18 protein-coding genes, 1 pseudogene and 1 riboswitch are annotated in these 20,984 nt (G+C 68.3%); of the genes and pseudogenes, 6 read left to right on the top strand and 13 right to left on the bottom strand.

What is annotated here, in order from left to right; translation table 11 throughout:
- The 3 genes from A5702_RS14540 to A5702_RS26375 all read right to left on the bottom strand — a co-directional run bounded on the left by A5702_RS14540 (window position 1) and on the right by A5702_RS26375 (window position 1,289).
- On the bottom strand, window positions 1–291 hold the full coding sequence (locus A5702_RS14540; RefSeq protein ID WP_055403896.1) for a YiaA/YiaB family inner membrane protein: 291 nt from the start codon (window positions 289–291) through the stop codon (window positions 1–3).
- A 70-nt stretch (window positions 292–361) separates the two neighbouring features.
- Window positions 362–973 carry a hypothetical protein gene (locus A5702_RS14535; protein WP_055403886.1) on the bottom strand — a complete coding sequence of 204 codons (612 nt, stop codon included), beginning with the start codon at window positions 971–973 and terminating at the stop codon, window positions 362–364.
- A gap of 94 nt (window positions 974–1,067) precedes the next feature.
- On the bottom strand, window positions 1,068–1,289 hold the full coding sequence (locus tag A5702_RS26375; protein ID WP_156349594.1) for a hypothetical protein: 222 nt from the start codon (window positions 1,287–1,289) through the stop codon (window positions 1,068–1,070).
- A 268-nt stretch (window positions 1,290–1,557) separates the two neighbouring features.
- Window positions 1,558–1,735, bottom strand: a riboswitch (M-box (ykoK) riboswitch).
- Between the two features lie 112 nt (window positions 1,736–1,847).
- Here A5702_RS26375 and A5702_RS14530 point away from each other — a divergent pair.
- On the top strand, window positions 1,848–2,507 hold the full coding sequence (locus tag A5702_RS14530) for an O-methyltransferase (RefSeq protein ID WP_067822491.1): 660 nt from the start codon (window positions 1,848–1,850) through the stop codon (window positions 2,505–2,507).
- Here A5702_RS14530 and A5702_RS14525 read toward each other — a convergent pair.
- The 8 genes from A5702_RS14525 to A5702_RS14490 all read right to left on the bottom strand — a co-directional run bounded on the left by A5702_RS14525 (window position 2,504) and on the right by A5702_RS14490 (window position 14,093).
- Window positions 2,504–4,507, bottom strand: a complete 2,004-nt coding sequence (locus A5702_RS14525; protein WP_067822489.1) for an acyltransferase family protein — start codon at window positions 4,505–4,507, stop codon at window positions 2,504–2,506. The two genes, A5702_RS14530 and A5702_RS14525, sit on opposite strands and share 4 nt — an antisense overlap.
- Before the next feature lie 200 nt (window positions 4,508–4,707).
- A complete protein-coding gene (locus A5702_RS14520; RefSeq protein WP_067822487.1) occupies window positions 4,708–6,144 on the bottom strand; it encodes an aldehyde dehydrogenase family protein in 1,437 nt (478 codons plus the stop codon).
- Window positions 6,145–6,158: 14 nt separating this feature from the next.
- On the bottom strand, window positions 6,159–7,865 hold the full coding sequence (locus A5702_RS14515) for a thiamine pyrophosphate-binding protein (RefSeq protein ID WP_067822484.1): 1,707 nt from the start codon (window positions 7,863–7,865) through the stop codon (window positions 6,159–6,161).
- Between the two features lie 2 nt (window positions 7,866–7,867).
- On the bottom strand, window positions 7,868–9,052 hold the full coding sequence (locus A5702_RS14510; RefSeq protein ID WP_055403897.1) for a CaiB/BaiF CoA-transferase family protein: 1,185 nt from the start codon (window positions 9,050–9,052) through the stop codon (window positions 7,868–7,870).
- A gap of 13 nt (window positions 9,053–9,065) precedes the next feature.
- Window positions 9,066–10,001 (bottom strand): SDR family NAD(P)-dependent oxidoreductase, encoded by a 936-nt coding sequence (locus tag A5702_RS14505; RefSeq protein ID WP_068221557.1) that lies wholly within the window; start codon window positions 9,999–10,001, stop codon window positions 9,066–9,068.
- The gene (locus A5702_RS14500; protein WP_068221556.1) at window positions 9,998–11,857 is read right to left on the bottom strand and encodes an NAD(P)/FAD-dependent oxidoreductase; all 1,860 of its coding nucleotides are present in this window, start codon (window positions 11,855–11,857) and stop codon (window positions 9,998–10,000) included. Before A5702_RS14500 ends, A5702_RS14505 begins: the two co-directional genes overlap by 4 nt.
- Window positions 11,858–11,862: 5 nt before the next feature.
- Complete coding sequence (locus A5702_RS14495; protein WP_068221554.1) at window positions 11,863–13,239, bottom strand: SRPBCC family protein; 1,377 nt, start codon at window positions 13,237–13,239, stop codon at window positions 11,863–11,865.
- Complete coding sequence (locus tag A5702_RS14490; RefSeq protein WP_068221552.1) at window positions 13,239–14,093, bottom strand: SDR family NAD(P)-dependent oxidoreductase; 855 nt, start codon at window positions 14,091–14,093, stop codon at window positions 13,239–13,241. The genes A5702_RS14495 and A5702_RS14490 overlap by 1 nt, the downstream gene beginning before the upstream one ends.
- Window positions 14,094–14,307: 214 nt before the next feature.
- On the opposite strand from A5702_RS14490, the gene A5702_RS14485 reads away from it, so the two are divergent.
- The 4 genes from A5702_RS14485 to A5702_RS14470 are packed head-to-tail and all read left to right on the top strand — an operon-like array spanning window position 14,308 to window position 19,069.
- Window positions 14,308–15,927, top strand: coding sequence for an SMP-30/gluconolactonase/LRE family protein (locus A5702_RS14485; RefSeq protein ID WP_068221550.1), 1,620 nt, complete (start codon window positions 14,308–14,310; stop codon window positions 15,925–15,927).
- Window positions 15,927–16,676: a GntR family transcriptional regulator gene (locus tag A5702_RS14480; RefSeq protein ID WP_055404703.1), complete on the top strand. Its 750-nt coding sequence runs from the start codon at window positions 15,927–15,929 to the stop codon at window positions 16,674–16,676. Before A5702_RS14485 ends, A5702_RS14480 begins: the two co-directional genes overlap by 1 nt.
- A gap of 1 nt (window position 16,677) precedes the next feature.
- Entirely contained in the window at window positions 16,678–18,294 is a 1,617-nt protein-coding gene (locus A5702_RS14475; protein WP_068221548.1) for an AMP-binding protein, read from the top strand.
- Window positions 18,287–19,069 carry an SDR family NAD(P)-dependent oxidoreductase gene (locus tag A5702_RS14470; RefSeq protein WP_082956071.1) on the top strand — a complete coding sequence of 261 codons (783 nt, stop codon included), beginning with the start codon at window positions 18,287–18,289 and terminating at the stop codon, window positions 19,067–19,069. The genes A5702_RS14475 and A5702_RS14470 overlap by 8 nt, the downstream gene beginning before the upstream one ends.
- Before the next feature lie 6 nt (window positions 19,070–19,075).
- On the opposite strand, the gene A5702_RS14465 is transcribed toward A5702_RS14470, so the two are convergent.
- Together A5702_RS14465 and A5702_RS14460 are read right to left on the bottom strand one after the other, a co-directional pair.
- Window positions 19,076–20,236, bottom strand: coding sequence for an NDMA-dependent alcohol dehydrogenase (locus tag A5702_RS14465; protein ID WP_255378673.1), 1,161 nt, complete (start codon window positions 20,234–20,236; stop codon window positions 19,076–19,078).
- Window positions 20,233–20,712 (bottom strand): SRPBCC family protein, encoded by a 480-nt coding sequence (locus A5702_RS14460; RefSeq protein WP_068221544.1) that lies wholly within the window; start codon window positions 20,710–20,712, stop codon window positions 20,233–20,235. Before A5702_RS14460 ends, A5702_RS14465 begins: the two co-directional genes overlap by 4 nt.
- A 98-nt stretch (window positions 20,713–20,810) precedes the next feature.
- Between A5702_RS14460 and A5702_RS14455 the strand changes: the two are divergent.
- A pseudogene (locus tag A5702_RS14455) lies at window positions 20,811–20,984 on the top strand (rhomboid family intramembrane serine protease); the annotation flags it as partial.

Here is a 20,984-nt window from a genome sequence, read left to right as displayed (position 1 = left end):
TCAGGTCGCGGTGTTGAGGGGGTCGTAGTCGGCCAGCAGTTTCTCGATGCGCGCTTCGTCGAGACGCACCCGAACTGTCGCGGCTTCGTGCTGGTCGCGGATCACCTTGGCCAGGGTGAACGCGCTCGACACCAGGAACAGGAAGGTGATGCCGAGAAACAGCCGTTGCCAAGCATCAAGGGGAAGGAAGTAGATGCCGGCCAGGGCCGCGATGAAGCTGATACCGAAGGCGGCCGCGGCTTGCACGAAGAAGGCGGCGGTTGTCTTGGACATGCTGTTTGGAATGGTCATGCCACCCAGCATGCGCGGCGTACCGGCGGACCGAATCCGCAAAACTACTCAAATCCGTCCCGGCGTTCGGCTAGCCGGGCAGGCCCTTCCTGATGGCGGCGTCCTGCTTACGCCCGATATCGGTGGCAACCGCGGGATCGATCGGATCGCCTGCCGCGCTGTCGAATTCGAGGTTGACCAGCGCCCTGCCCTCGCTGAACAGCAGCACCGTCACCGCTTGGGCGTTGTCGGGCGATGTACCCGAGATCATCGTCCCGTTGGAGCCGACGTCGACCGGTTGCCACGTGCCGCTGACCTTGCCGCCGTAATTGGTCTTGGTGTTGTCGATTCCGGCGGCCGCCGTCGCGGGGTCGGCGACGATCAGGATGGTGTCACCGATCCGCCGGCTGTTGTCGGCGCTCGCGAACAACTGCGCCACCCCCGGTGCGTTGTTGGGGTTCAGCACCGGGGGCTGCGGGGTGGTCAGGTCCCCGCCGATATCGGTCACCTTGATCAGCAAAGCGCTGTAATCGGTGGGTTGTCCCGGTGCCGGGCTGGCCACGCTGGAACTGGTCAAGGGGGCGGCCGAACGCGAGGACGACGTCGGCGATGCGTTGTTGCTGCCGCCGCACCCGGCGAGGGCCGCGCCGGCCAGGACGGTCGCGAGTGCAACGCGGGCGACACCGATGCTGGCGACCTCCATGGGCTTTCCTTCCGCGTCCGCCGGACAGACCCATTCGAAGATACGCCTCACAGCGAGGCGGCCGGGCCCACGACGACCGCCTCGGGCGAGACCGTCATCGTGTTCTCGTGGAACCCGTGCCGGTCGACGGGTGCCCACCCAGCGACGCGGTCACCACCGCGATGGGCATCCGCGACACGTACAGGTTGGCCCGCTCCTGCGGAGTCAGGGCGCTGCGCGCGTGCAGCTTGGTGGCCAGCAGCCGCGCCGACCGGAGCAACGCCCGCCCACGCCCGCGGGTGCGACCGGTAACGCGTTGTGTGACAACAAAAGCCATGATCTTCTCCTTTTGAGGAGGCCCGATCGGCCCGGCCAAAAGCGCTCGCGCATGAGCGACAGCCCGCAAACTCCTGGTGAGTCGCCGGCGACGCCGAGGCTCAGGCGGCGGAAGGACGGCCGGAACCGGTTCGGGACAAAACGGATTTCGGATGTGGACTATCGCCCGGACTCATCTCGCCCTCACCTCCTCACGGCCACGACACACGCGGGTGTCCTCACATGTCACCTGAAACGGGAGGGCAGCGAATGCCGGCGGCGCGCCGCCGGTCGCACCCCTCTCGTCGGAGCTTCGGCACTGCACGGCGTATCCGGAGCCGATGGGCCCGGAAGCCACTTGGGCTCAACCCTTGGGTCCGGGAAGAGCTGTCCTGACCCGGGGCGTCTCTCGACGTTCGGGGTCAGTGGCCTGTGTCCATGCAGACGCCTCACCTACCGAGGTGCTTGCGAAACCTTTGTACACCGCGTCCCGTTGCCCGTCAAACCCATTCGCGAGGTCGTTGGGGCGGGTCGGGCCGCTCCTACCTGCGCGCGGACGCCGACGCCTACCCTCGAGGACATGCCCAATACTTTGCAGGATTCGAAGGTCGCGACCGTGCTCGACCGCATGTACACCGAGGCGAAGGAGCAGATGTCGCTGCTGCGGGAGAGGCGTGGTGACTTCGACCGGCCGATGACCGCGCGGGAGCGCGCCGACGCGATGAGCGAGTTCTACATCCCGGTCACGCCCGAAGCCGGCCGGCTGCTGTACGCCCTGGTGCGCGCGACCCGGCCGGCGACGGTCGTCGAATTCGGGATGTCGTTCGGCATCTCCGCGGTCCACCTGGCGTCCGCGGTGCGCGACAACGGTGCCGGCCGGGTAGTGACGACCGAGCTCAATGACACCAAGATCGCCGCCGCGCGACAGACATTCGAGCAAACCGGTCTGGACGACGTGATCACCATCCTCGAAGGGGACGCGTTGGCCACGCTGGCCGGCCTGGATCAACCGGTCGACTTCGTGTTGCTGGACGGTTGGAAGGACCTGTATTTGCCGGTGATCGAGCTGCTCGAGCCGCGGTTGTCGACCGGCGCACTGGTGGTCGCCGACAACACCAGCGCCGCGGACACCCAGCCGTATCTCGACCGCGTGCGCGATCCCGCAAACGGTTACGTGAGTTTCAACTTCGCGGTGCGGGACAGCGACAGCATGGAAATCAGCTGCCGCACCGGGGCTTAGCGCAGGGATTCCTCGAGCCACGGCGTCAACCACTTCACCCCTTCGGGCGTGAGGTGGACGCCGTCGCTGCGCACTTTGATGCCGTCGACCTTGGCGGTGTAAACGCCATCCGGGCAGAGCTTTTTGTTCAGATCCAGGATCTGCACGTTCGGATGGTGGCTGACTGTCTTGCGCAGCATGGTGTTCCACAGGTTGACCCGGTCGGGCTGGTCCTCCGGATACAGCCGGCCGTCCGGCTTTTCGCCGCCCCTGCTGTACGGCACGGTGGCCACCACCACGCGAACGCCGGTGGAGCTCACGATGTTCAGCGCTCGCTCCAGCTCGCCGTTGAGGTACGCGTCGAAGGTGGGATCACCGATGTGGGTCCATTGGCCCTCGTTGACGCGGTCCACCGTTTCCCAACGGCCGATGATCAGCAGCGCGACGTCCGGCTGGTCCTGACCGACCTGCGTCGACCACCGGATCGGCCAGCCGTCGCATTCCGGTCGCTGCTCCAGGGTTTGACCGATGTAGCGGTACGGTGTGCCGCGCACCAGGCTGCAGCCGATGACCGTGTGGTCGAGGAACGCGAATCCCGGTGTGGGCGGCAGGTAATGCATCCACGTCCACCCGATGGAATCTCCGAACACCGAGACGGTGAACGGCCGGTTGGGATCGCGCGGACCGGCCGGGTGGCCAGCACCCGGCGGAGACGGGGACACCGCGGCGACCGCCGAGACGCCGGGCGGCAGCCCGACCTCGCGCAAGCCGGGCCCGGTCCCCACCGGTACCACCAGCAGTGTCACCGCCGCCGCGCTGGCCACCGTCGCCGCCGCCAGCGGCAACAGCGGCACGCGCGCGGGCCGCCAGCGCCGGATGGGTTGTTCGATCAGCCAGTAGGACAACGCGGCCAGCGCCACCGTCGCGCCGCACCGGGCGGCGAACAGTGGCAGCCCGGTCCATCCGGTGCGTTCGCCGTTGAGCACCAAGAAGATTGGCCAGTGCCAGAGGTAGACCCCGTAGGAGATGGTGCCCAGCCACACCAGCGGCGGCGCGGCCAGGAGGCGGGCGACCGCCCCGCGCTGCTCCAACGCCACCGGCGCCACCACGAAGACGGACGCGATGGCGACCCCGATGAGCAGGCCGTGGCGGAACTCGCCGCTGCTGCCGGTGGCGTAATGGGTCGCCGCCGCGAGTCCCGCCAGGCCGGCGAGCGGCAGGATGCGGGCGACGCGCCGGGCCCACCGGGTCCGGATCAGGCACCAGCCGCGGTTGAGTGAGGGCCAGTCGCGCACCAGCAGGGCCGCCGCCGCAGCGCCGGTGAGCAACGCCTGCGCTCGGGTGTCGGTGCCGAAATAGACGCGGTCGCGGGCGTTGTCGGACACCATCACCATGGCGACCGCCGCCGAAGCCAGCGCGCCGACGGTGGCGATGAGGAACGCGGTGAAGCGGACGCCGCCGACGGTGGCCCGGGTGAAGCGGCGCCTGGCCCGCGCGGCCAACGCCAGCGTCACCGCGATCAGCAGCACCGGCCAGACGAAGTAGTACTGCTCCTCCACCCCGAGCGACCAGGTGTGCTGCAGCGGTGACGGCGGGGCGCCCTGCGTGAAGTAGTCGGTCTTCTGGGCGACGAACCGCCAGTTCGCCATCCACAGGAACGCCGCGATCGCGTCGTCGCGCAGGCCGGTGAGGGACCGGTCGGGAAGCAGCTGGCGGGCCGCGGCGACCGTGAGCACCATCAACACCAGGGCGGGCAGCAGCCGGCGCGCGCGGCGAATCCAGAAGCCGGTCAGCTCGATACGGCCGGTGCGCCCGAGTTCGTCCAGGAGCAGCGAGGTGATCAGGAAGCCGCTGAGCACGAAGAAGACGTCGACGCCGATGAATCCGCCGCTCACCCCGGGGATGCCGCCGTGCCCGACCAGCACCAGCGCGACGGCTATCGCGCGTAATCCGTCGAGTGCGGGAATTCCGCTGCGCCGCTCGGGTTTATCCCAGATCGCCAGGCGACCGACTCTGCGCACGGGCGCGACCCACCGGGGCCGCGGAGCACGACGCGCCGGCGCGGGATGAGTCCCGCCCGGCTCAGCGCTCGCGGTTAGCGCGCCCTGACCTTCGTGTCGCCCGGCGCCATAGTTGATGCCGATACGTCGCTGCCCCTCCTCTTGATCGGAGCCAGCTTAAGGGCGGGGGCGCCGGATTCAGTGGAGGACACGCAACGGCGTCAGTGGGCGGCCTTGTCCGGCGCGTAGCCAAGCGTGCTCTTGACTTCCAGGTACTCGTGGAAGCCGAATTCGCTCCATTCGCGCCCGTTGCCGCTGTGCTTGTAGCCGCCGAAGGCCGCGTTCATGTCGAAGGCGTGATTGATCGTCACCCATCCGGCGCGGATCCGGTGGGCCACCTCGCGCGCCCGGTCGACGTCGGCGCCCGAGACATAGCCCGCCAGGCCGTAGTCGGTGTCGTTGGCGATTTCGACGGCCTGATCTATGTCGTCATAGCCCAGGATGCAGAGCACCGGCCCGAAGATTTCCTCGCGGGCGATCGTCATGTCGTTGGTGACGTTCGCGAAGACCGTCGGCTTGACGTAGTAGCCCGTCTGCAGCCCCTCGGGCCGTCCCGGACCGCCGGCGACGACGGTCGCGCCCTCGTCGATGCCCTGCTGGATCAGCCGCTGGACCTTCTCGAACTGCGCCTGCGACGCCACCGGACCGATCGCGGTCTTGTCGGCGGGGTCGCCCACCTTCACCTGTTCGGCAACTTCCCGCGCGATGGTGCTGGCCTCGGCCATCCGCGAGTTCGGGACCAGCATGCGCGACGGCGCGTTACAGCTCTGCCCGGAATTGGGCATCATGTTGAGCACGCCGGCACGGACGCTGTCGGCGAAGCCCGCGTCGTCGAGGACGATGTTGGGGCTCTTGCCGCCGAGTTCCTGGGTCACCCGCTTGACCGTCGTTGCGGCGTTGCGTGCCACCTCGACGCCGGCGCGCGTGGAGCCGGTGAACGACACCATGTCGACTCCCTCGTGGCTCGACAGGGCCACGCCGACCCCGGGACCGTCGCCATTGACCAGGTTGTAGACACCGGCCGGCACGCCCGCCGCGTCGAGAATCTCGGTGAAGATGTAGGCCGAATACGGCGCGACCTCAGACGGTTTCAGGATCATCGTGCAGCCCGTCGCGAGCGCCGGATACACCTTCACCGCGATCTGGTTGAGCGGCCAGTTCCACGGCGTGATCAACCCGCAGACGCCGATCGGCTCCTTGGAGATCAGCGTGGCGCCGTGCTGCTCGGAGAACTCGAAGTTTTTCAGCACGTCGATCGCGGTCACCAGGTGCCCGAGCCCGAGTTGCACCTGGGGGCCCGCGGCCAGTGAGGGTGGGGCGCCCATTTCCTCGGTGACCGCGTCGGCGAGATCGCCCGCGCGTTTGCCGTATTCGGCGAGAATGGCCTCCAGCAGATCGAGGCGCTGGTCGCGACTGGTTTGTGACCAGCCGGCGAACGCGCGCCGCGCGGCGGTGACCGCCACGTCGACGTCGGCGGCCGAACCGAGCGAGATCCTCCCCGAGACCTGCTCGGTGGCCGGGTTCTCGACATCGAATGTGTTGGGGCGCACCGGATCGACCCACCGGCCGTCGATGTAGAACTTGAGGTATTCGCGCATGACTGCTCCTTGTCTTATTGGGTGCCCTCGGCGTACCAGGTGCGGAACTCGTCGTACTTGGGCATCTCCTCGGAATTGGCCTTCGGATCGATGCAGACGTGGACGACGGCCGTCTTGCCGCTCGCGTAGGCCCGCGCGATCGCCGGGCCGATCTCCTCCTCCTTCTCGACGTACTCGCCGTGGCAGCCGAAGCCCTCGGCCACCTTGTCGAGGCGCACGTCTTTGCTCCAGTGCACGCCGGGTTGCGGCGACGGTTGCGGGAAGGTGCGCTTGTAGACGCCCACCTCGAGGCCCCACTGGTGGTCGACACCCACCACGCACACCAGCGGAAGTTGCTGGCGCGCGGCCGTTTCCAGCTCGGCGATGTGAAAGAGGAAGGCCGAGTCGCTGGTCAGCAGCATCACCGGGCGCTTCCCACCCTCGGCGACCGAGGCGCCGATAGCGTAGGGCAAGCCGGTGCCGAGGTGGCCGAAGTTCTGGTTCCAGATGACGTCGTGCGGCTTGGCCTGCGAATAGGTCCACTGGAAGATGACGGTGGCTCCCCCATCGCGGACCAGGATGCCGTCCTTCGGGAACGCCTTGGTCGCCTCGACGACGAAGCGCGCCGGGTGGACGGGCGTCCGGCCGGTCGGGGCGTTCTCGGCGAGCTGCGCCAGCTCGGCCGCGTCCTCGGAGATCCACCGGTCCAGATCGACCGATGCCTTCCGCGGGCTGCCCCGCAGCGCGTCCACCAGCTGGGGCACCACCCCGCGCAGGTCGCCGACCAGGGGCACGTCGATGGGCCGGTTGACGCCAACGGCGACCGGATCCTGCTCGACCAGAACCCATTTGCGCGTTGCGTCGTTCGGTGCCCAGTGCCGGGTCCTGCCGTAGTGGCTCGGTTCACCGAGCTCGGTGCCCAGCGCGACGCACAGGTCGGACTTCACCACCGCCTCGACGGCCGCCGGCGAGAAGCCGTAGGCGAAGGTGCGGTCCTCGAGGCCCTCGATGAACGAGGTGCCGCCGGAGGTTTGGATCACCGGGCAGGCCATCAGATCGGCCAGCTGCCTGACCGCCGCACCGGTGCGCGAGGTGTGCACCGCGTGCCCGACCAACAGGATCGGACTCTGGGCGGCACGGATCAGCTTCGCCGCCTCGGCCACCTCGCGCTCACCGGCGGTCTGGTTGACGAGCCGGTAGCGGTGCGGCGGCAGCGGATCCGGCACATCCAGTTCGGAGAGGATGACGTGCGACGGGTACTCGATGTAGGCCGGGCCGGGCGTGCCGGACATGGCCCGGCGGAGCGCCTCGCGGACGATCTCGTCGGTCTGGTCGGCGTATTCGATGGACGCGCTGTACTTGACGGACGCCGCGAAAAGTGGCTCCTGGCGGACGAATTGGATGCGCCCGCGCCGCACCCGGCGTTCGGTGACGCGGGCGCGCTGGCCGCCGAGGAAGATCACCGGCGAGTTCTCCACCAGCGCGCACTGGATCGCCCCGGCCATGTTGGCCATGCCCGGCCCCAGCGTGCCGATGCAGAGGCCGGGTCTGCCCGTCATCCGCGACGCCGCCTCGGCCATGAATCCCGCGCTCAGTTCGTGATGCGGAGCGACCACCGACCAACCGCGGGCGTCGGCCTCGGCGAACATGTGCACGAAGTTCGGGTCCGGGATTCCGAAGAGCGTGTTCACCCCCTCGGCCTCGAACAGGTCGAGCACGCGCTTGTAGACGGGCACGCCCATGGCTAGAGTTCCTTTCCGTCGCGGGCCGCGGCGAATTCGCCCTCCGGCACGGCTTTTCGGCGTTGTCTCGACCCGAGCTCGGCGAGCACTTCTTCGGTGTGGGCGCCGAGCTCCGGCGCCGGCCCCGCGACGCGGCCCGGCGTCTGGGAGAACCAGGTGGGTACGCCGGGGAAGCGCACCGGCCCGTGGGGGGTGTCCACCGTCTCGAACATGCCGACCGCGTTGAGGTGCGGATCGTCGAACAGTGCGCCGGGCGTGTTCAGCGGCGCGGCCGGTATCTCCAATTCGCGCAGGAGCGCCAACCACTGTTCGGTGGACCGTTCTTTCATCGTCTCGGCCACCAGTCCGTACACGGTGTCGATCTCGCGGGCGCGCTGTTCCAGCGTCGAGTACAGCTCGCTGGCCCACGGTGGCTGCACGGCCTTCATGAAGGCGTCCCAGTGTTTGTCGTTGTAGATCAACGCGGCGAGGTAGCCGTCGCTGGTGCGGTACGGGCGGCGGTTGGGCGCCACGGTGCGCGGATACACCGCCGGCCCCAGCGGGGGGTCGAACAGGGCGCCGTTGGCATGTTCGACGAGCATGAAGGAGGCCATGGTTTCGAACATGGCGACCTCGACCTCTTGTCCCTGTCCGGTGCGCTCGCGGTGAAACAGCGCCATCATCGTCGCGTACAGCGCCGTCAGCCCGGCGATCTTGTCGGCCATGATGGTGCCGACGTAATCGGCCTCGCCGGTCAACTGCTGCTGCACCGCGGGCAGCCCGCACTCGGCCTGGATCGTGTCGTCGTACGCGGGGCGGTCGCGATCGGGTCCGCGGCGGGAGTACCCGTAGCAATTGGTGTAGATGATCGCGGGATTCAGCGCGGCGACGTCGTCGTAGCCGAAGCCGAGCTTGGCGATCGCCTTGGCGCGCATCGAGTGGATGAACACATCGGCGGTTTCGACGAGACCGCGCAACGCGCGCGTTCCGGCGTCGGTCCGCAGGTCCAGCACGACGCTGCGCTTGCCGCGGTTGACGTTGACGAACACCCCGCTCATGCCCGGCGCCGGGCCGACGGAGATGTAGCGGGTGTTATCCCCCTGCGGGGGTTCGACTTTGATCACGTCCGCGCCCAGGTCGGCCATGATCTGCGTGCAGTACGGTCCCATCACCATCGCGGTGAGGTCGATCACGCGCACCCCGGCCAACGGGCCCGCCGGGCTACCCATGCAGCGCTCCGTGATCCGTTGAGCGGCCAGCCAGCTCGAAGCTGTAACGGATGTGCCGGTCGTGCCCGTCCGGGACGACGGGGAAGATCAATGGCGCGTCGGCGTATCGGATCGCATCCAGATGGCCGCCGACATCCTCGATCGTCCACGCCGGCCGGCAAACCCCGGGGGTCTCCGCGACGACCGCCCGCGCGACGCGGCCCGCCAGCGCGATGAACACCTCACCGGTCACCGAGCAGGATTCGTGCGCGAGCCAACCCACCACGGGCGCAACCAGTTCCGGGCCCATCGGTGGGTAGGACGAGGTGTCGATGCCATCCGCCATGCGCGTCACCGCGGCCGGCACGATCACGTTGCACCGCACCCCCTCGGCGGCGCCTTCGAGCGCCGCGACGTTGGACAGACCGACCACGCCCGCCTTGGCGGCCGCGTAGTTGGCCACGTTGTGGTTTCCGTACAGGCCGCCGATCGACGACGTCAGCACGATGCGGCCGTAGCCCGCCGCGCACATGACCGGAAACGCCGGCCGGACCACGTTGAACGCGCCGCGCAGATGAACGTCGAGCACCGCGTCGAAGTCCTCGTAGGTCATCTGCTTCAGCGAGTCGCGCCGGACGTTGCCGGCGTTGTGGATCAGGATGTCGATACGGCCGTAGCGCTCGAGCGCGGTCGCGATGACGGCCTCGCCGCCTTCGCGGGTCGCCACCGATGCCGTTGATGCGACGGCGTGACCGCCGGCCCCGGCGATCTCCTCGACCACCCGCTCCGCCGGGCCCGCGTCGAGCCCCTCGCCGTCTACCCGGCCGCCGATGTCGTTGACGACCACCCTGGCCCCGCGGGAGGCGAGGAGTAGCGCGTACTCGCGGCCCAGCCCACGCCCGGCGCCGGTCACCACGGCGACGCGATTGTCAAACCTTGCGACCGTCATGCGCCCAAGACCAGACCTGCCAAGTCGCCCCGGGTACGCCACTCGGCGATCAGGTCGCCGAAAGCGTAGAAGCCCGGCGCGTAGAAGTCACCGAGGAACGCACCATTGTCTTTGGCGCCGCCCTGCCCCTCGTTGTTGTAATAGCCGGGGGTACAAGACATCTCGAATGCCGAGTTGTCGATCGCGAGTTCTGCGACCGTCCTGACCCAGCCATCCTGGCCCTCCTGGCTGGGCTCGACGGTCCTCGCGCCGCGTCTGCGCGCTTCGGCGATGATGTAGGCAATGTGCTCGGCCTGCTGCTCGAACATCGCGGTGGTGTTGGCCGAGACGCCGCCCTGGATGAAGCCCGTAAAGAACTGATTGGGGAATCCGCGGGCGGTCATCCCGTGCAGCGTCCGGTACTTGTCATGCCAGTAGTCGAACAGCGACAGCCCGTCTCGACCCTCGATGACGTCGACCGCGAAGCGTCGGCTGATCTCCGTGGAGATCTCGAATCCGCTGGCGAACACGACGCAATCGACTTCGTACTCAACGCCGTTGGCGACAATGCCCTTCTCCGTCAGGCGTTGCACGCCCTTGGCTTCCGACACGTCCACCAGCGTCACGTTGGGCAGGTTGAACGCCGGCAGGTATGTCTCGCTCGAGCACGGCCGCTTGCACATGAAGCGGTAGTACGGCTTGAGCGCCTCGGCGGTGTCGGGGTCGTCGACCAGTGCGGCCACGCGGCGCCGCAGCCGCTCCATGATCTTGTAGTCCTCTTCCTCCCGGATCGCCATGATCTCCTCGATCCCCAGCGAGGCGGGATCCGGGCTGGCGGCAATCCGGGCGCTCATGTTGCGGCCCAATTCCGTCCAGAAGTCGCACACCAGATCCGGTTCGCCGAAGACCACCCCTACAAACGGTGACCAGTTGTGGAAGTTGCGCTTGCGCTCCTCCTGCCAACCGGGCTGCAGGGCCGCGGCCCAGGCCGGGTCGGTGGGCGTGTTTGCGCGCATGTCCACCGACGACGGGGTGCGCTGGAACACGAAGAGCTGTTTGGCGTCCCGACCGAGATGCGGTACCAGCTGCACGCCGGTGGCCCCGGTGCCGACGAGTGCGACCCGCTTGTCGGCCAGCTTGTGTAGGCCGCCGTTGGCATCGCCGCCGGTGTAGTCGTAGTCCCAGCGCGCGGAATGGAATGCGTGGCCGCCGGCTGCCAAATATTCTTTGATGCCGGGGATGCCGGGCAGCTTGGGCTTGTTGTAGGAGCCCTGCGCCATCACCACGAACCGCGCGCGAATGTCGTCACCACGGTTCGTGGTCAGCCGCCAGCGCTTAGTGTTGTCGTCCCAGCGCATGGCCTCGACCTGGGTCGAGAAGATCGCGCCGTCGTAGAGGTCGAAGTGTTTACCCATGGCCTGGCAGTGCGCGAAGATCTCGGCTCCGTCGGCGAACTTCTTGCTCGGCATGAAGCCGAGTTCCTCGAGCATCGGGATGTAACAGTAGGCGTCGTTGTCGCACTGGATGCCCGGGAAGCGGTTCCAGTACCACACTCCCCCGAAGTCCCCGGCCATGTCGATGACCCGAACATCCTGCACACCAGCCTTTTTCAGGTAGGCGCCCGACAACAATCCGGCGAAGCCGCCGCCGAGGACTACCACCTCGATGTCGTCGCGGATCGGGGGGCGGTCGGCCACCGGCGTGTATGGGTCTACCTCGTAGAGGTCGGCCAGGTCACCTTCCAGTTCGAGGTACTGCGCGCCGCCATCCTTGCGCAGGCGCTTCTCGCGCTCCTGAGCGTACTTCGCCCGCATCGCGTCGATGTCGACGTCCTGCGGTACGTCGGTGGGTCCGCACGGCGTGTAGGCGGTGGTCATCTATCTCAAAGCTCCTGGGGTTCGCCGGTGCCCATGTACTTAGCCAGTTGGTAGTGCAGGTTGACGGTGCTGCGTTCGCGGTAGGGGTTCGGTTTGGTGCCGCCGAAGCCGAGCGACTTCATGCCCCGCTGCACGGCGGCCATGTTGGAGAAGTCCTGTGGCAGCACGGACCGCCATCTAGGGTCACCGACGGGCGTGTACTCCCACTGCGTTTGCGGCTCTTCGCCTTTCGGGAACAGCTCGAACACCGAGACCTCGAAAATGCATTTGTCGGGGTTGTAGCTGGGGTGCGGGCGGGCGCCGTAGCACAGCGCGCTGGTCACACCCTGCCCGATCTGGAAGTTCGGGAAGATCTGCCAGGCGGTGCCGGCCTGCCCGAGGATGTCCGGCGGGATCGTCGGCCAGATCACCCCGCGGGCCTCGTCGTCGCGGCGGGCCGAGGCCAGCCAGTGCTCGAGAACCTTGTCGGCCGGTGTGCCTTCGGGCAATTCGTCGACCAGCCGCTTGGCGGCGTTCACCAGCGTCCGGGTGGTGGTGGCGTTGGTCTCCTCCATGGTGTACACCTGCATCTCGGCGGTCGACACCCGCGGGTCGGCGCCGGTGCCCAGGCGGATCTTGGACTTGGTGGCCTCGAGATCCTTAGGCGCGTCGTAGCCGATATTGCTGTGCCGCCCTTGCGCTTTGGCCCACCCCTTGAATTCGCCGAACTTATTGAACTCGGGATGGGTGGTGTAGACGTGGTAGGTCTCGTTGAAGGCCTCCAGCGCCACTTTCCAGTTGCAGTCGAACGACAGCCACTTGCGCCATTTGTAGCGCATGTTTTCCAGGCCGAACGGGTCGAGAATCTTGGCGGCGGGAAACAGATAGTCGGCCAGCGGTTCACAGTCGGGGTCCATGTTGATCCACAGCCAGCCGCCCCAGGTATCGACCCGGACCGGTCGAAGGTGCGTGTCGCCGGGCGTGAGCGCGCCCTGCCAGTCCTGTTGTTCGCGAATGTGAGTGCACGCGCCGTCCAGCCCGTAGGTCCAGCCGTGGAAGCCGCACACGAACGATTTCCGCGTTCTGCCACAGGCGTTCTTGGCGCCCTCGGGGGTGTCGATCAGCCGGCGGCCCCGGTGCATGCAGACGTTGTGGTGGGCACGAAATTCTCGTTCGCCGGTGCGCACCACGATGATCGAGTCGTCGAGAATGTCGTAGGTCAGGTAGCTGCCCACCTCGGGCAGCTCCTCGACGCGGCCGACCTGTTGCCAGACCCTGCGCCAGAGCTTGTCGCGTTCGGCGCGCGCGTAGTCCTGACAGATGTACGCCTCGACCCCGATGGTCATCGGCCTCGACAGTTCCTCGGCCGCCGCGGAATTCGCGCCGTTGGCGGGGTCGGTCATCACATCCTCCTGATCGCCGCGCGGAAGGACTCGTCGTGCAAGAACAGCGACGTGTTGTCGGCGTCGAGATGGCTCCACTTGAGGCCCAGCCCGCCGTCGACGAGCAGCGTCTGGCCGGTGATGTAGGTCGCCATCTGTGAGAGCAGGAAGAGGATGGCGCCGGCCTGCTCCTCGGGTCGCCCACGCCGGCCCATCGCGATCGCCCGCCGGTCCCGCTCGGGGTCCTCGTCGACGTACGTGCGCGAGGCCGCGGTCTCGGTGACGCCGGGCGCCACGGCGTTCACCCGGATTCCCGCCGCCGCCAGTTCGAGGGCCATCGTGCGGGTCATCGCCGCGATCGCGGCCTTGGCGGTGCCGTAGGCGATATGAAACGGCGCGGTGTTCATGCCGCTGATCGAGGAGATCGACACGATCGAGCCCGGCTGCCCGTGCGCGACGAGTTCTTTCGCCACGGCCTGGCTCATGAAGAACGCGGTTTCGAGATTGTCGGCGAAGATCTTGCGCCAGTCGCCGCGCGTCACCCGGGTCGAGGACATCCACGTCGACGGCTCGGCGCCGCCGGCGACATTGACCAATCCGTACAGGGTGCCGTCGGCGCGGCGGGCCTGATCGATCACGGTGGCGATGCCGTCGTCGGTCGACGCGTCGGCCGCGACCGGCACCACGGCCAGCCCCTGTTGCGCGAGCGGGGCGACGTGCTCGTCGAGATTTTCCTTCGACCGGCTCACCGCGATCACGGTGGCCCCGGCCCGGGCGGTCATGGCGGTGACGGTCGTGCCGATGCCGCCCCCGCCGGCGCCGGAGACCACCACGATGCGACCGTCGAGCCCCAGACCGCGCCCGTGATCGTCCATGACCTGCTTTCGCCTCCCGCCAAGCGTGCGGAGCGGGTTTCCCGTGCCCATTTTTGTCCGGACAAAATATGGCATTCTGCCCGATGGAGAACACTATTCCGATCGGCGGACTTTGCTGTCAAGGCCGCGCCGGCGCCGTTTCGCGGCTATTGTCTGGACTAAGCGGAGTTGATAACGTCCAGCCCAAACGGCGGACGGAAGGACCTCGGCGAGCATGACCATTTCGCGGGCCATCTCCTCGCGGCCCTCGCGGTATGCGGCGCCGCATCCGGTCGAAGTCGCCGAGGGCTGGGGCGTCGAGCGGGTCACCGCCCCTAGCCGGCTGTACGGTGCCAACGGCTTGCGCACGGGGCCCGACGGGCGCATCTACATCGCCCAGGTGACCGGCAGTCAGATCAGCGCGCTGGATCACCGCACCGGCGAGCTGACGACCGCCAGCCCCAAGGGCGGCGACATCGTGGCGCCCGACGATGTCGCGTTCGACGCGAGCGGCAACCTGTACGCGACCGAGGTGATGGACGGCCGGGTCAGCGTGCGGGACACCAGCGGGCGAACGCGGGTGCTGCGCGACGACGTTCCGTCGGCCAATGGCATCACCTTCCACCGCGGCCGCCTGTTCGTCGGTGAGTGCCGTGCGGGCGGGCGGCTGCTGGAGTTCGATTTGGCGGGCGGGCCGCCGCGGGTGCTTCTCGAGAACGTGCCCTCGCCGAACGCCATGGAGGTGGGCCCGGACGGCCTGCTGTACTTCCCGGTGATGGGCGCCAACGAGATCTGGCGCGTCGACCCCGACGGCGGCGAGCCGCAGCGCGTCGCGGGCGATCTCGGCGTGCCGGACTCGGTCAAGTTCGACGGGCAGGGCCACCTCGTCTCGACCCAGGTGGCCAGCGGGCAGGTGTTGCGCATCGATCCCCGCACCGGCGAGCGGCGGCTGCTCGCCCAGCTGAATCCGGGGCTGGACAACTGCACCTTCGTCGGCGACCGGCTGTTCGTCTCCAACTTCACCGGCGAGATCACCGAGATATCGCCCGACGGCACAACGCAGTCCGTGTTGGCGGGTGGGCTGAACTGGCCGATGGACCTGGCGGTGGGTGACGACGGCTTGCTCTACGTCGCCGACGGCACGTACTTCTACGTCGCCCGGCCCGACGGCTCGTTGCGCACCGCGGGCATGTTGTTCAGCCCCGGGTATCCGGGGTTTCTGCGCGGCGTGGCGGCGAGCGGACCCGGCGAGTTCGTCGTCACCACGTCCGGTGGCCAGGTCAGCCGCTACCGCCCGCAGGCCGGCGAAACCGAGGTCCTGGCAGACGGTTTCGACCAGCTTTACGGCGTGGCCACGGCTCCCGCCGGGGTGGTGTTCGCGGAGTTGGGCACCGGGCGTTTGCTGTCGCTGCGGTCGGGCGGGATCGAGGTGCTGGCGAGCGATTTGCGCGAGCCCGTCGGTGTCGCGGTCGACGCCGACGGGGCGTGCCTGGTGGCGGAGGCCGGGGCCGGGCGGGTGGTCCGTGTCACCGGGTCGAGCGTCGACACCGTCGTCGCCGATCTAGAACGGCCGCAAGGCATCCTGGTGCGTGACGGCCTGCTCTACGTCGTCGACGCCGGTGCCAAGGCGGTGATCCGGTTCGACTTGACCAGCCACGCGCGCCATACCATCGCCTCGGGCCTGCCGGTCGGTCCCCCGCCGGGTGTCACGCCCAAGCCGCTGCGCGGGATGCCGCCGTTCTCCGGGCCGCAGGGGCCGTTCGCCGGCATCGCGGCCGCGGCCGACGGGACGCTTTACATCTCGGCCGACGGCGACGGCAGCGTGCTGGCGTTGCGCCCGACGGGCGGCCGCTGATGCCCCAGGCCGTCGCCGGTGATCACCGCTACCTGCAGATCGCGCGGACGCTGCGCAAGGAGATCGTCGACGGGGTTTATCCGGTGGGCTCGCAGCTGCCGACCGAGCAGCAACTGTGCGAGCGCTTCGCGGTGAGCCGCTACACCGTGCGCGAAGCGCTTCGCCGGCTGCGGGAGGACAACCTGGTCGCGTCCCGGCCGCGCGCGGGCACCCGAGTGGTGCCGCGCCCGGCGTCCAGTTCCTACGCCCAGGACGCGATGTCGATCAACGATCTCCTCGCCTTCGCGGCCGGCGCGCAGCTGACGATCGAATCCAACGCGATGGTCACGATCGACGAGGAACTGGCCGCTCGGACCGGGCTCGAGGTGGGCACCCAGTGGCTGTCGGTGCGCGGCTACCGGCGGGCCGACGGTGCGTCGGTGCCGGTCTGCCGCACGGAGTACTACATCAACCGGAGCTTCGCCGCGGTCGGCAGGCTGCTGCAACGCCATGCCGGCCCGATCTTTCCGTTGATCGAGGACCTGTTCGGGGTGAGCGTCGCCCAGTTGCACCAAGAGATCGCGGCCGTACTGCTGTCGCCCGAACTCGCCGACGGCCTCGGCGTCGAAGCGGGAACGGCCGCGCTGCAGATGCGGCGCACCTACACCACCTCCGACGGCGAGGTGGCCCAGGTGACGATCAACACCCACCTGTCGTCGAGGTTTCGCTACGCGATGACCATGCGCCGCGTCAGCGGCCAGGGCGGTTGACGTGCTCCCCTCGACCTCGTGGGACGCCGCGCACGCGTCGGCGGCATATCGGCGCGGCTTGTGGGTGCACACCACGCTGGCCGATTCGCTGCGGACCGCCGCGATCGAATCGCCCCGGCGAACGGCGCTGGTGGACAAGGATGTTCGACTCGACTGCGCCATGCTATATGCGCAGGCCGGCGCGCTGGCCACCGCGCTGTCGGCGCGCATACCGGCGGGCAGCGTGGTGTCGTTCATGCTGCCGAACTGGCACGAGGCCGCCGTCATCTATCTGGCCGCCACACTGGCCGGCATGGTGGTGAACCCGATCCTGCCCTCGCTGCGCGAACACGACCTGCGCTTCATCCTCGAAGACGCCGGCGCAGCCTTGATTTTCGTGCCACACCGATACGGCGGCCACGACTACGCGACGATGCTCGAACGCGTGGCCGCCGAGCTGGTCCCGGCGCCGGAGGTGGTGGTGGTGCGCGGCCCCGAAACCGGGCCCGCGGGCCCGCACACCCCGTACCGGGCCCTGCTGGAGCAGCCCCTCGATGACGCCGCGCTTCCGGCGCTGAATCCCGACGACGTGCGGATGATCCTCTACACCTCCGGCACTAGCGGCCGGCCCAAAGGGGTTTTGCACAGCCACAATTCGATGCACGCCCTGATCTGCCAGATCCGCGACCATTGGATGATCGATCCGGGCGACACGTTCCTGGTCCCGTCACCGGTGGCGCACATCGGCGGCTCGATATACGCGTTCGAATGCCCGCTACTGCTGGGCACCAGCGCGGTGCTGATGGACCGATGGGATCCGGCCGAGGCGGTGGCGCTGATGAAGTCCGAACGCTGCACGCACATGGCGGGCGCCACGCCGTTCCTGCAGCAACTGTTGTCCGCGGCCGAGCGCGCCGAGACCCGGCTGCCCGATCTGAAGGTGTTCATCTGCGGCGGCGCCTCCGTGCCCCCGTCGCTGATCCGCCGCGCCGCCGCCTATTTCGAGCGGGCGGTGGTCACCCGGGTGTACGGCTGCACCGAAGTTCCCGTCGCGACGGTCGGCGCGCCCCTGCCGGACGAAAGCGGACCCGCGGCCGACACCGACGGCAGGCCCGGCATCGCCGAGATCAAGCTCGTCGCGCACGAAGCCGCCCCCGCCGGGGACGGAGAGATCTGCGTGCGCGGCCCGCAGATGATGGCGGGTTACCGCCATTCCGACGACGAATCGTTCGACGCCGCCGGCTTTTTCCGCACCGGGGATCTCGGGCGCTGGGTCGACGAGACGTACCTCGTGGTGACCGGCCGGGCCAAGGACGTCATCATCCGCAGCGGCGAGAACATCTCGGCCAAGGAGGTCGAGGACCTGCTCGCCGACCATCCCGGCATCGCGGAAATCGCGGTCGTCGGCCTGCCCGATGCGCGCACCGGGGAGCGGGCTTGCGCGGTGATCGTGCCCGCGGACGGGGCGCAGCCGGACGTCGCGAGCCTGCTGGAGCTGTTGGTGAGCAAGGGAGTCGCCAAATTCAAGGCCCCGGAACAGGTCGTGATCACCGATGCCCTGCCGAAGAATGACGCGGGGAAGATACTCAAACATCGGATCCGAGCCGCGCTGATGCGCGCGGAGACTGAGGATGGCTGAGATGCAGGTCGCGATCGTCACGGGAGCAAGCAGCGGCATCGGCCTGGGTTGTGCGATCAAGCTCGCCGAGATGGGCATGGCCGTGGTCGGGACGGGTCGCGACTCCGATCGCCTGGCCGAGCTCGAGGGGGCGATCGGCGATCCGGATCGCGTCGCGACGGTGGCCGTCGACCTGACCGCCGACGACGCGCCGCGGCGCATCGTGGACACCGCGGTCAGCCGCTGGGGTCACATCGACTTCCTGATCAACAACGCCGGGGTGGGCGGGCCCAAGCCGCTGCACGAAACCGACGACGAAACCCTGGACTATTTCCTGGGTTTGATGCTGCGGGCGCCGTTTCGGCTCGCTCGCGAGGTGTTGCCGCACATGGCGCCCGGATCGGCGATCATCAACGTGACGTCGACCTTCGCGGTCGTCGGCGGCCTGCGCGGCGGTGCCTACTCCGCGGCCAAGGGCGGGCTGACCGCGCTCACCACCCACATCGCCTGCCAGTACGGCGCGGCCGGCATCCGCTGCAACGCCGTCGCGCCGGGCGTGACGGTGACGCCGATGGTCGAAAAACGGTTGGAGGACGAGCGATTCCGCCGGATCAACACCGAGATGACGCCGCATCAGCGGTTGGGCCGCGTCGACGACATCGCCAGCACCGTCGCCTTCTTGTGTTCGCCGGGCGGAAGCTTCATCAACGGCCAGACGATCGTCGTCGACGGCGGCTGGAGCTCGACGAAGTACCTGTCGGAGTTCGCGTTGACGTCGCAGTGGATCGAGCGATGAGTTGACTCACCCGCCCGCGAAATCGATGATGCCCCGAATGTTGCGGCCCTCGCGCAGATCGGCGAACGCCTCGTTGATCTGATCGAGCCGGTAATGCCGGGTCACCAATTCGTCGAGCTTCAGTGCGCCCGCCTGATACATCGACAACAGCAGCGGCACGCTGGTGCGCGGATTCATCCCGCCGTAGAGCGCACCCTTGAGTTGTTTGGACGACAGCACCATCTCCTGCAGGATGAGCGGGACCACCGGCTCGGTGTAGGGGGTGATGCCGGTGACCACGCACGTCCCGCCCTTGCGCAGCAGCCGCATTCCCAACGGGATCAACTCCACGTGCAAAACGCCGGGCGTCAGGATGACGCGGTCGGCCATCACGCCCGCGGTGATGTCGGTGACCAGCGGGATCGCCTCCTGCGCGGACGCGGCGGTGTGCGTGGCCCCGAAGATTTTGGCCGAATCCCGCTTGGATTCAACGGGATCCACCCCGACGACGTAGGTCGCGCCGGCCGCGCGCGCGCCTTGCACGGCGTTCATGCCGACCCCGCCGGTGCCGATGACGACGACGGTGTCGCCGGGCTCGGTGCCCGCCGTAACCGTCGCGGAGCCCCAGCCGGTGCTGACACCGCACGACACCAGCGAGGCGGCATGGAAGGGGATCGCGTCGTCGATCTTGATGACGGACTTCTCCGTCAGCACCGCGTATTCGGCGAAGGTGCCGAGTTGGCCGTAGGCCATGAGGTTTTCGTCGCCGAGGTGCCGCCGGCAGGTTCCGTCGGTGGGCATCTCCCTGGAAAACAAGCTGGCGCCGGCGTCGCAGATGTAGCTCTGGCCGTTCACGCAAAACCGGCAGCTGCCGCATGCGGGGATGAAGGACATCGCCACGTGGTCCCCCGGCCGCAGGGTCGTCACGCCCGGCCCGACCTCTTCGACAACGCCGGCGCCCTCGTGCCCGCCGAGCATCGGGTACCAATCCGGCTCGGGTATGCCGGTTGAGGCGCGGACCTCCGGGGTGGGCAACACGTCGCCGGTGACGAGGTGGTCGTCGGAGTGGCAGATGCCGGCGACGGCCATTCGCACCAGGACCTCACCGGCGTGGGGCGGGTCGAGCCGCACCTCGCGAATCTCCCAGTCGTGTCCGACCCCGCGGATCACAGCGCCACGACATTTCATAGCGACCTCCTCGGTGTTCCCGATTCGAAGTGACTCCGGATGCCGGCCAGCATCTTGATGTGCGCCTTGACGCCCTCGCGGACGGTCACGCCGGCCAGCGGCCGCGGCGCGGCTATCCGGATTCGCTCGGTGACCCGGGTGCCGCCGTCGACCGGCTCGAAACTCACCACGCCCCGCAGGTGAACCCCCGGCGGCTGATCCGCCTCGGTCAGCACGTCGCCCGCCGCGGGCACCCGCAGCCGCGCCCGGTAGGCGGTCCGCAAGGTGAACGGCCCCAAGGGGATTCGGTCGACGACCCGATACGTCTGCTGATAGCCGTCCGCGGTTTCGCTGCGCGACAACGTCTGCACGGACACGATCAACGGGTGGACCAGCTTGATGTTGTCCAGGTCCACGTAGAAGTCGCGAACCCGATGCGGCGGCGCGGGCACGTCCTCGGTCAGCGTGCGTTCCGCGTGGGTGATCCACCAGCTCATGCGGAGAACTCCGCGAGCAGTTGCGCCGTGCGCCACCAGATCAGCACCGCGAAAACCGCGAGCACGACGACGGTGACGGCGGCTTGAATCACGTTGCGCCGCTGATCAGCTCGCAGCGCATCAGCTGGCAGGCGCACGTGGGCGGGCTGGTCACGGGCGCGCTCGTGGCCGCGGCCTACGTCTACCCGCCGAAGGAGCGGCGCAACGTGATTCAAGCCGCCGTCACCGTCGTCGTGCTCGCGGTTTTCGCGGTGCTGATCTGGTGGCGCACG

This window comes from Mycobacterium sp. E3339 (assembly GCF_001666915.1).
Lineage (GTDB): Bacteria > Actinomycetota > Actinomycetes > Mycobacteriales > Mycobacteriaceae > Mycobacterium.
Note: the sequence above shows the minus strand (reverse complement) of the source record. Positions and strands in the feature narration are given on the sequence as shown.